Annotated in this window: 9 protein-coding genes; 4 read left to right on the forward strand and 5 right to left on the reverse strand. The window is 72.2% G+C overall.

Going from position 1 to position 10827, the window contains the following annotated elements; translation table 11 throughout:
• Positions 1-55: 55 nt before the first annotated feature.
• Positions 56-592 (reverse strand): histidine kinase, encoded by a 537-nt coding sequence (locus N864_RS14570; protein ID WP_205620958.1) that lies wholly within the window; start codon positions 590-592, stop codon positions 56-58.
• A gap of 128 nt (positions 593-720) precedes the next feature.
• Here N864_RS14570 and N864_RS14575 point away from each other — a divergent pair, with 128 nt between their 5' ends.
• On the forward strand, positions 721-2037 hold the full coding sequence (locus N864_RS14575; protein ID WP_034718190.1) for an MBL fold metallo-hydrolase: 1317 nt from the start codon (positions 721-723) through the stop codon (positions 2035-2037).
• Here N864_RS14575 and N864_RS14580 read toward each other — a convergent pair.
• From N864_RS14580 to N864_RS14595, 4 genes are all read right to left on the reverse strand, one after another.
• Positions 1988-2542: a GtrA family protein gene (locus N864_RS14580; protein WP_051518606.1), complete on the reverse strand. Its 555-nt coding sequence runs from the start codon at positions 2540-2542 to the stop codon at positions 1988-1990. The genes N864_RS14575 and N864_RS14580 overlap by 50 nt on opposite strands.
• Positions 2539-4572 carry a glycosyltransferase family 39 protein gene (locus N864_RS14585; protein ID WP_051518607.1) on the reverse strand — a complete coding sequence of 678 codons (2034 nt, stop codon included), beginning with the start codon at positions 4570-4572 and terminating at the stop codon, positions 2539-2541. Before N864_RS14585 ends, N864_RS14580 begins: the two co-directional genes overlap by 4 nt.
• Positions 4573-4711: 139 nt before the next feature.
• Entirely contained in the window at positions 4712-6160 is a 1449-nt protein-coding gene (locus N864_RS14590) for a sensor histidine kinase (protein ID WP_338033645.1), read from the reverse strand.
• A gap of 103 nt (positions 6161-6263) precedes the next feature.
• Entirely contained in the window at positions 6264-6998 is a 735-nt protein-coding gene (locus tag N864_RS14595; RefSeq protein ID WP_034718194.1) for a response regulator transcription factor, read from the reverse strand.
• 141 nt (positions 6999-7139) lie between these two features.
• On the opposite strand from N864_RS14595, the gene N864_RS25700 reads away from it, so the two are divergent.
• From N864_RS25700 to N864_RS14610, 3 genes are all read left to right on the forward strand, one after another.
• Positions 7140-7571 (forward strand): hypothetical protein, encoded by a 432-nt coding sequence (locus N864_RS25700; protein WP_034718197.1) that lies wholly within the window; start codon positions 7140-7142, stop codon positions 7569-7571.
• A 65-nt stretch (positions 7572-7636) separates the two neighbouring features.
• Positions 7637-8377 carry a VIT1/CCC1 transporter family protein gene (locus N864_RS14605; protein WP_205620959.1) on the forward strand — a complete coding sequence of 247 codons (741 nt, stop codon included), beginning with the start codon at positions 7637-7639 and terminating at the stop codon, positions 8375-8377.
• Positions 8378-8601: 224 nt separating this feature from the next.
• Positions 8602-10764, forward strand: coding sequence for a DEAD/DEAH box helicase (locus N864_RS14610; protein WP_034718201.1), 2163 nt, complete (start codon positions 8602-8604; stop codon positions 10762-10764).
• The last annotated feature ends 63 nt before the right edge of the window (positions 10765-10827 follow it).

Genomic DNA, 10827 nt, shown 5'->3' on the forward strand with positions numbered 1-10827 from the left:
GTGCTCCATGCTGGTCTCCTCGTGGCTGGTGGCCGATGGTCGGGCGAGCAGGGGGTCAGCGGACCCAGCCCTGGACGCGCTTGTTCGTGCGGACCCGGCCGGAGCCGGAGGGGGTCGAGAGGCCGGCACCGAAGGGACCGACGTTGATGGTCAGGCCGGGGGTCGTGGCGGCCCGGACGGCGGAGACGAGCCAGGTGTTGAGCGACTGGCCACGACCGGAGGCGAGCTCCTCCGCCTTCGTCTTGAGCGACTCGGGGAGCCGCAGCGTGATGCGGACCGTCTCGCCGTCGTCGTCGGCCGCGTCATCGCTCGTCGGGATCGGCTCGGCCGGCGCAGGCGCGCTGCGGACGACGACGAAGACCGGCTCCCGGCCCTGGAGGCGCACCTCGACGGAGGTGCCGTCGAGCTCATTGGTGATCTCGGCCGCCGCGTGGGACAAGGCGTCCATCAGGGCGAGGCGGGCCGACGAGTCGAGTGCGAAGGACAGCCGCTCGGCCGCCTGCTCGATCTCGGGGCCCATGGCGCGAGCGGCCTGGACGAGGTCTGCTCGGAGGGTGTCGACGTACTCGGTGATGTCCATGTGCACCATCATGACGCCATTATGACGTCATGTCAACACCATCTATGACACCACTTCGCATCAACGTGACGCCAAGTGGTGCGCCTTGCTTCGGCGACCCGTTGCGGCGTCGGACAGCCGCGTCAGGGAAGATGACGCCCATGCGAAGTCTCGCCACCTCAGAGCGGCCGTGGGCGCGGGCGCTCTCGACCGCCGTCGCCACGGTCAGCTCCCGGTCTCGTGCACGGCAGGTCGTCAGAATCTTCACGCGCATGGGCGCCTCCCCGAGCGCGATCGTGGCGCACGTCCAGCACTCGCCCAACTTCCGCGATGGCCGGTTCCAGGGCGACGAGCCCTCGCTGCGGCCGCGCGTCAAGGCCCAGACGAGCGCCGCCCTGGCCGCCATCCGGGTCCACAAGCGCGGCCGCGCCGTCGGTGCGGTCCCGATCGTCACGCCCGAGGTGCCGCCACAGACCGGTGACCTCGCCGTGACGTGGTACGGCCACGCGACGACGCTCCTCGAGCTGGACGGTCGACGGTTCCTCCTCGACCCCGTCTTCGGGGAGCGGGTCTCGCCCGTGCGCGGGCGCGGGCCCAAGCGGATGCACCCGGTGCCGGGCGAGATCGAGGAGCTTCCCCCGCTCGACGCCGTGGTCATCTCGCACGACCACTACGACCACCTCGACTTCGACTCGATCGTCCGCCTCGAGCGCTCGCACCGGCCGCACTACGTCGTGCCGCTCGGGGTCGACCTGCACCTGCTCGCCTGGGGAGTCGCACCCGACCGGGTCACCGCGCTTGACTGGCGGGAGTCGGTGCAGGTCGAGGGGGTCCATCTGACGTGCACCGAGGCGCGGCACAACTCGGGTCGCGGCATCGTCGAGAGCGTCTCGCTCTACGCAGGCTGGGCGTTCCACGGGCCCCGTCACAGCGCGTGGTTCGCGGGAGACTCGGGCACCTCGAAACGCTTCGCCCACATCGGCGCCGACCTCGGCCCCTTCGACCTGACGCTCGTGCCCGTCGGCGCGTACGACGCGTTCTGGCCCGACATCCACATGGATCCGGAGCAGGCCGTGGCAGCGCACCGCGACGTCAACCGGATCGGCGACGACGCGAGGGCCCTGGTCGCCGACGCGGCCGGCGAGGCCGACGAGTTCCTGCCGGGCGACGAGCGCATCGACACACCCGGCGGTGCGCACGAGGAGGGCGAGCCCACGACCACGTCCCGCACCATGCCCACGGCCGCCCGCGCCTCGGTCATGCTCCCGGTCCACTGGGCGACGTTCAACCTCGCGATGCACTGGTGGAGCGAGCCGATTCGCCGCACGCTCACCGCTGCCCGCGCCGCCGACGTCCCCGTCATCGCGCCGAGGGTCGGCGAACGGGTTGACCTCACCGCCGCCGAGCCACACGAGCTCGCGGACCGGTTCACCGCCCCGTGGTGGACCGCGGTGGCCGGACCCGACGACCACGACTGAGGTGCCGTGGTGCCGCCGCTGACGCCGGCGGCACCGCCGACGCCGATGGCGCGGGCGGCTCCGATAGCGCGGGCGGCGCCGATGGCGCGGGCGGCTCCTGCCGGCCGCGGAAGATCCACGACCGCATCGCGACGAACCTCAGCACGGTCGAGGCGATGTTGGCGGCGGCGACGACGGCCGTCTGCGACGTTGTCGAGGCTGCGGGATGGACTGCCTGCAGGACCGCCAGTGCCGCCGTGCTCGCGACCCAAGTGATCGCGAAGATCAGCAGTGCCTGCCCGTGGTGTGTCACGAGACGGTGGCGTCCCACCACCCCGAAGGTCCACCATCGGTTTGCCGCGGTGTTGCCGATGGTCGCGATGACGAGCGCGGTGCCGTTGGCGAGCTGGCTCGCGACGCCGGCGGACGCCAGGGTCGCGAAGAGGCCCAGGTGGACCGCGGTCGAGACGAGCCCGACCGCGGCGAACCGCACCAGCTGACGCGGCAGTCCACCGGCGACGGTCATGACAACGGCTGCGTCAGGTCATAGAACGTCTGTCCACCGAGCTGGACGGCCGTGAAGTTGGCCTGCACCCACGACGCGATCTGCTGGGCGGCATCGCTCCCGCCCGACGGGCCCGCGGCCCCACCCGGTCCGCCACCGAAACCACCGCCTCCGAAGGCACCGCCGAAACCGCCCCCACCAAAGCCCCCGCCAAAGCCGCCGCCGAAGCCGCCCTCGCGGCCACTCGCGGCGAAGTAGTGGATGCGGCCCTGGGCGACGTACTGCTGGAACTGGGCCAGCGTCGGCGACGGGTCGGAGCCGTTGAACCCGCCGATCGGCATGACCGGCAACCCCGTGCCGAGCTGCAGCCCGGCCGCCGTCTGCGACCCGACCGCCGCGGCCGCCCACGTGTACTGGCTGGCGTCCTGGGTGAGAGCCGCGACGACCGCGGTGCTCGGCGTGCTGGCGTCGAGCAGGCCACCGGCACGGCCACCACCGCGGCGCCCGAACCCGCCCGGGCCACCGCCGAAGCCGGCCGTTCCGCCCGTCGCGGTCGGTCCCGCCACGACGATCGAGCCGGTGTGCCCGACGCTCGCGGTCGAGATGCTGTAGGCCGCGGGGCCGGCGAGGGCCGCGACGAGGCCCCCCGCCACCACGACGGGAACTGCCCGCCGGTCGAGCCAGTTCAACGCCAACACCAGCAGTGCCGCCGACATCCCGATGACGAGCACGACGAACCGGAGCCACTCGCCGTAGGCGGTCGTGCCGGACAGGAGGATGAAGCCCCAGACCGACGCGAGGGCCACTGCCGCGGACAGCGTCACCGTGCCGATCGACTCGTGCCGGTGCTTCCAGACCTCGACCCCGCCGATGCCGACGAGCGCGCCGATCGCCGGCGCCAGGGCCACCGTGTAGTACTGGTGGAAGATGCCGGCCATGAAGGAGAAGACGAGCATCGTCACGACGAGCCAGCCGCCCCAGACCAGGTAGGCCGCGCGGATCCGGTCGGTGCGCGGCGCGCGGCGCCGCAGCCACAGGCCGACAGCGAGCAGCACGAAGGCGCTGGGGAGGAGCCACGAGATCTGGTCGCCGATGCCCGGCCCGAACATCCGCTGCAGACCGGTCTCGCCCCAGCCGTTGCCGCCGCCGACCGACCCGGTCTCGTTGCCGGTGAGCCGGCCGAAACCGTTGTAGCCGAACGTCGCTCCGAGGAACGAGTTGTCCTGGCTGCCGCCGATGTAGGGCCGCATGCTCGCGGGCACGAGCTGCACCAGCGCGACCCACCACCCGGCCGAGACGGCCATCGCGCCGATCGCCATCAACGAGTGCAGGACTCGACGACGCACCGTCGTCGGTGCCGCGACGAGGTAGGCGATGCCGAGCGCCGGCACGACGAGGAGCACCTGGAGCGCCTTGGCGAGGAACCCGAAGCCGACGAACACGCCGGCAAGCACGAGCCAACGAGGGGACGCCGCCTCGACCGCGCGCAGGGTGGCCCAGGCCGCGAGCGCCATGAGGAGGGTCAGCAGGGCATCCGGGTTGTTGAACCGGAACATCAGGGTCGCCACCGGCGTCAGCGCAACGACGGCCCCGGCGATGAGTCCAGCGGCCGGCCCGGAGTGGCGCCGCACCGCGGCATGGACGACCGCGACCGTGCCGACCCCCATGAGCGCCTGGGGCAGGAGGATGGCGAACGAGCTGAGCCCGAACACCCGGACCGACAGGGCCATCACCCACAACGAGGCGGGTGGCTTGTCGACGGTGATGGAGTTGCCCGCGTCGGAGCTGCCGAAGAGGAAGGCCTTCCAGCTCTGGCTCCCGGCCTGCACCGCGGCGGAGTAGAACGAGTTCGCCCAGCCACTCGCGGTGAGGTCCCAGGTATAGAGGACGAGAGTGACGAGCAGCAGCGCCCACAGAGCCGGGCGGGCCCACCGCGGGTCCTCCTGCGGGCCGCGCCAGGCTCGCGCCACCCGGCCCTGCCGCGCGGCGGCGCTGCGTCGTGCGTCGGTCAGGTCGGTCGTCGCGCCACCGCGCTCCAGAGTCGTCGTCACGGGTCCACGCTCGCGGTCGGCGCTGTGCCGTCGCTGTGGCGGCACTTTGCCCGTTTCATGAGAACGCGCCCCGTGCCCGCGGACACGGTATGCCGCTCCGCCGGCTCAGCGGCATACGGCGCCTTCGTGGGTCGGTCGGCTAGCAGGCGGGGAGCAGCACGGTGAAGGTCGTGTCGCCCGGGCGGCTGTGCAGCTCGACGCGACCGCCGTGGGCGCGCGCGACCGCGGCGACGATGGACAGGCCCAGGCCGGTGCTGCCACTCGCGCGGTTGCGGGCGTCGTCTCCGCGGGCGAAGCGCTCGAACACGTTGGGCTGCAAGGCAGCCGGCACGCCGGGTCCGTTGTCGTGGACGCCCACCCGCACCCAGTCGCCGTCGCGGCGGACGCTGGTCGTCACCGTCGTGCCGGCGGGTGTGTGGGTGCGCGCATTGGCCAGGAGGTTGGCGAGCACCTGGTGCAGCCGCGGCTCGTCGCCGGGGACGCAGACCGGCTCCGGGGGCAGGTCGATCGAGAAGGTGTGGTCCGGCGCGGCGACGTGGGCGTCGCTCACCGCGTTGACAGCCAGCATGGACAGGTCGACCTCGGTGCGGTCGAGGGGTCGGCCGGCGTCGAGGCGCGCGAGCAGGAGCAGGTCGCCGACGAGCCCCGCCATCCGGTCCGCCTCGCTGCCGATCCGGCTCAGGGCGTGGCGGACCCGCTCGGGCACCGGCTCGCGCTCCCGCTGGGACAGCTCGGCATAACCGATGATCGAGGCCAGCGGGGTGCGCAGCTCGTGGCTGGCGTCGGCAACGAACTGGCGCACCCGCTGCTCGCTCTGGTGCCGCGCCGTCAGCGCCTCGTCGACGTGCTCGAGCATGTCGTTGAACGCGGCGCCGACCTGCCCGACCTCGGTGTGCGGGTCGGTGTCCTCCGGGGGCACCCTCTCCCCCAGGGCGACCTGCCCCTCCGTGAGGTTGAGCTCGGAGACACGGCTCGCGGTCGCGGCGACGCGCCGCAGCGGCGCGAGGGTGCGCCGGACGATCCAGGTGCCGACGCCACCGGCGACGAGGATGCCGGCGCCACCGCAGATGATCGCGACGAGGACCATCCGGCGCACGGTCTGCTCCTGCGGGCCGGTCGGCAGTCCGACGACCATCGTGACCGGCGCGCGGGTGTTGCCGACCAGGAGGAGCCCGCGCGTCGCCATCAGGCGGTAGCTCCCGATGTCGCCGCCGAGGTTGAGGGTCGTCCCGTCGCGGCCGACGCCGGCGTTGTTGATCTCGGCCAGCTGGGAGCCGGTCAGCGGGACGCGCTCGTTGTCACGGGTCGTCGCGAAGCCGGAGTTGACCGAGCCGATGAAAGCGAGCAGGCCCTCGTTGCCGGGCCCGCGGTGGCTCTCGTCGCCGTCGCCAGGGGTGAAGGGCAGCTGGTCACGCGGGCCCGTCGCCTGCTCCAGCGCCGACGTCAGCTGCGCGTCGACCTGGGACGTGAGGTAGCGGTCCAGCGCGACGATCGTGAAGGCACCGGTGAGGAGGGTGACGACCGTGACGAGGGCCAGGGTCGCCGCGACGAGCTTGGCCCGCAGGGTCCACTGCGAGAGCGGTCGCACGCGCGGCGCCTGCTCGAGCAGGCGGCGCCACCACGGCAACCGGTCCGGCCCCCTCTCGGGGGGCGGCGGCTGCGCGGGAGGAGGACCTGTCGTCCCGGCCGGCTCAAAGAGCAGGCTTGAGGACATACCCAGCGCCCCGCATCGTGTGGATCATCGGCTCGCGGCCCGCGTCGATCTTCTTGCGCAGGTAGGAGATGTAGAGCTCGACGACGTTCGCCTGGCCCCCGAAGTCGTAGTTCCAGACCCGGTCGAGGATCTGCGCCTTGGACAGGACCCGCTTCGGGTTGCGCATCAGGTAGCGGAGCAGCTCGAACTCCGTGGCCGTCAGGTGGATCTCCTCGCCGCCACGGGTCACCTCGTGGCTGTCCTCGTCGAGGGTGAGGTCCCCGACGACGAGGACGGAGTCAGCGGCGCTCATCGAGACGGTCGTGCGACGCATGAGGGCCCGCACCCGGGCGACGACCTCCTCGAGCGAGAAAGGCTTGGTGACATAGTCGTCGCCACCGGCGGTCAGGCCGGAGACGCGGTCCTCGACCGCGTCCTTGGCGGTGAGGAACAGGACGGGGACGAGCGGGTTGTCGGCGCGCATCCGCCGCAGCACCTCGAGCCCGTCGAAGTCGGGCAGCATCATGTCGAGGACGACCGCGTCGGGGTCGAACTCGCGCGCCACCCGGACGGCCTCCATCCCGGTCGCGGCGAGGCGCACCTCCCAGCCCTCGTAGCGCAGCGCCATCCCGAGCAGCTCGGTGAGGTTGGCCTCGTCGTCGACGACGAGCACGCGCACAGGCGAGCCGTCGAGCCGCTGGAGCTGGGGCGCAGACGCGGTCCTGTCCTTCATACCCCCAGTCAAGCCCGCTTCACTGTGCCAGCGCCAGTACCTTCCTGTGCGCGCCCTTTGAGCGCGCTGTCATGGCGAGCCGCAGCGTGGCGACAGCAGCGCCACAGCCGTGCCACAGCCGCGCGCCCGACAGTCGTCGCCATGACGACCAACCCCCTCGACGTGCCGCCGCCACCAGAGCCCTATCGGTATGCCGCTGAGCCGGCTCCCGCTGCGACGAGCCGCCCGCGGTGGTCGGCCGGCCGCACCGCGGTCGTCGCGGGAGTCACGATCGTCCTGGTGTCGGCCGGGGCGATCGGCGCGGCCGCTGCGCTGCCGCTCGGCTCGGATCGCGGCGCCACCCAGGGCGGGTTCCCCGGCGGTGGGCAGTTCCCGCGCTCGCGCAACGGCTTCGGCCAGGGGCAGAACGGCTTCGGCCAGCAGCAGAACGGGCTGGGCCAGCAGCAGAACCAACTGGGGCAGAACGGGTTCGGGCCGCAACAGAACGGCGCGCAGCTGCCCCAGCTGCCGAGCCTCGGGGGTCGCGGGAGCAACACGTCGGATGACCGGGCGGACGACACGACCACGACCTGAGGCCCGGAGCCCGATCGGGGCGCCCGGGGTGACAGGATCGGGGTAACCGACCGATCGGAGTGCAGATGTCCGAGATCAGCGCCGGCAGCGAGATGCCGAACACGGGTGACCACCCGGAGCCACAGGGAGAGAGCCTGGGCGCCCGCCTCAACTGGCTGCGCGCCGCCGTCCTCGGCGCCAACGACGGCATCGTCTCGACGGCCGGCGTCGTCGTCGGTGTGGCCGGCGCGACGAGCGACCGCGGCAGCATCATCATCGCCGGTGTCGCCGCCGCCGTGGCCGGGGCGCTGTCCATGGCGGCCGGCGAGTACGTCTCGGTCAGCACGCAGCGCGACTCCGAGCGGGCCATGCTCCACCTCGAGCGCCGGGAGCTGCACGAGGACCCGGAGGGCGAGCTCGAGGAGCTGACCCAGCTCTACGAGGCCAAGGGGATCAGCCGCGCCCTCGCCGAGGAGGTCGCGCAGGAGCTGACCACTCACGATGCCCTCGCGGCGCACGCCGAGGTCGAGCTCGGCATCGACCCGACCGACCTGACGAACCCGTGGCACGCGGCGTGGGCCTCGATGGCGGCGTTCACGGTCGGCTCCCTGCTGCCGCTGCTCGTCATCACGTTCAGCCCGGCATCGATCCGCACCTGGGTGACGGTGCTCGCCGTCGCGGCCGCCCTCGCCCTCACCGGCTGGGCCAGCGCGCGCCTCGGCAAGAGCCCGACCGGGCGCGCCATGGTGCGCAACGTCGGCGGTGGCCTCATCGCGATGGCGGTGACCTACGCGATCGGCGCTCTGGTCGGCACCAGGCTGACCTGACCCGTCGCACCAGGCTGCGCTGACCGGTCGGGGCAGGCTGTCCTGACCGGTCGGCACCAGGCTGGCCCGACCGGCTGTAGAATCGAGTCACTGCGTTCCACAGCGGGGCGAGGTATCGGACCTCAGGAGGGATTCCCCGGGACGTCCGCTTGGACCTCGATCGTCCGTGCCGTGGCGCAGGGCAGGATCTCGATCCTCGTCGCCACCGCGTCACGAAGAGGAATATGCCAACGCGACTTCGCCGCCGGACCTCCGATCGTCCGGCCCAGCCCAACGGCGAGCACCGCCGTGCCGACACGGCGCCGCTCATCCCCGTCCTCGCGCGCCGGGTGCGGGAGGTCGAGGCACGCGTCACCTCCAAGGGACGCGCCACCCCGACGAACCGGACCAAGTTCCAGGTCATCGCACTGCTGATGCGGGCCGAGCGGGCCCGCGTCAAGGAGGACACCACGATCCCGACGGCCCAGCGCGACGAGCTGCTCAAGCGCCTCGACGGGATCGCCTCGATCCTGGCCCAGATCGCCGCCCGGGACACGAGCCTGCTCGGGCTCCTCGACCCGGACGCGAAGCCGAGCCCAGCCGCCCAGCAGATGCGCCGCGACTGGCTGCTCGAGTCGGGCGCCGAGCTCTCGCCCGAGGAGCTCGTCATCACGCGCCCCGAGCCGGCCAAGCCGCTCCTGCCCCCGGAGCTCGCCGCGAAGCAGGTGCTCCCTCAGTCCGTTCCCATCCGGGCCATGGCCAACCCCTTCCTCGTTCCCGACGTGGAGCGGGCCGCGCGCGAGAGCTACCTGCCGCAGAACCTGGCCCGATGGGAGCTGCTCGAGCCGCTCTACCGCGCCTTCGAGCAGGGCTCCGGCGGCGGCGCGGCCACGATGGAGCTGCCGCCCAAGCCCGCGATCGACCGCTTCTCCCCGCCCGGGCAGCACCTCATGGTGCACCAGTCGCGGTTCCTGCAGGCGGTCCTCGAGGGGCACCGCACCTTCCTGCTCGCCGACGAGCCGGGCCTCGGCAAGACCGCCCAGTCGGTCCTGGCGGCGTCGGTCGCGAACGCGTACCCGATGCTCGCGGTCGTCCCCAACGTCGTGAAGATCAACTGGGCTCGCGAGGTCGAGCGCTGGACGCCCCAGCGGCGCGTCACGATCATCAGCGGCGACGGCAACGACGTCGACGCGTTCGCCGACGTCTTCGTCGTCAACTACGCCATCCTCGACCGGCACTTCGCCTGGCTGTCGAGCTTCGGCTTCCACTCGATGGTCGTCGACGAGGCGCACTTCATCAAGAACGTCCAGTCGCAGCGCTCCCGTCAGGTGCTGGCGCTCGCCGACCACGTCCGCGAGGGGACGCCGGGCGGTGACCCGCTCATGCTCGCCCTCACCGGCACGCCGCTCATCAACGACGTCAAGGACTTCGGGGCGATCTGGCGGTTCCTCGGCTGGATCAGGGACGGCAAGCCCTCCGCCCCGATCCTGCGGCGGCTCGACGAGACCGGCTTGACGCCGGCCGACCGCGACTTCTACCCGGAGGCACGGCAGGCCGTCATCGACATGGGCATCGTGCGCCGCCGCAAGGTCGACGTCGCGAGCGACCTGCCCGACAAGCGGATCGCCGACATCACGGTCGAGCTCGACGACGAGATCGGCCGCTCGATCCGCAAGGCGGAGCGTGCGCTCGGCGAGCGGCTAGCCAAGCGCTACCGCGCGCTGCTCGCCGAGGGCTCGGGCGTCGAGGTCGACGGCGAGCCGGACCTCACCCTCATGCAGCGGGTCGCGTTGGCCGAGCTCAAGGCCGGCTCGAGCGACAAGGCCGCCAAGGGCGACAACGTCTTCACCCTCGTGCGCCGGATCGGCCAGGGCAAGGCGGGCCTGGCCGCCGACTACGCCGCGCAGCTGTCCCACTCGGTCGGCAAGGTCGTCTTCTTCGCCAAGCACATCGACGTCATGGACGAGGCCGAGCGGGTGCTCCACGAGGCCGGCCTGCGCACCGTCACGATCCGCGGTGACCAGACGATGACCCAGCGTCAGGCAGCGGTGGACGCCTTCCAGAACGACCCAGAGGTCTCCGTCGCGGTCTGCTCGCTCCTCGCCGCCGGGGTCGGCCTCAACCTGCACGCCTCGTCCAACGTCGTGCTCTCGGAGCTGTCCTGGACGGCCGCCGAGCAGCAGCAGGCGATCGACCGGGTCCACCGGATCGGTCAGGACGAGCCGGTGACGGCTTGGCGCATCCTCGCCGCGGGCACGATCGACTCGAAGATCGCCGAGCTCATCGACGCGAAGCAGGGGCTGGCGGCTCGGGCCCTCGACGGCAGCGACGTCGAGGTGGTCTCCGGCGACACGCTCCAGCGCGACGCCCTCGTCCAGCTGCTCCGGCAGGCCCTCGCCGACGCCTGACCCTCCCATCGACAGTGCGCTAGTCCTGATCGAGCGTGCGCTAGTCCTGATCGACAGTGCGCT

The sequence above is a fragment of the Intrasporangium chromatireducens Q5-1 genome, from assembly GCF_000576575.1.
GTDB classification, from domain to species: Bacteria; Actinomycetota; Actinomycetes; order Actinomycetales; family Dermatophilaceae; genus Intrasporangium_A; species Intrasporangium_A chromatireducens.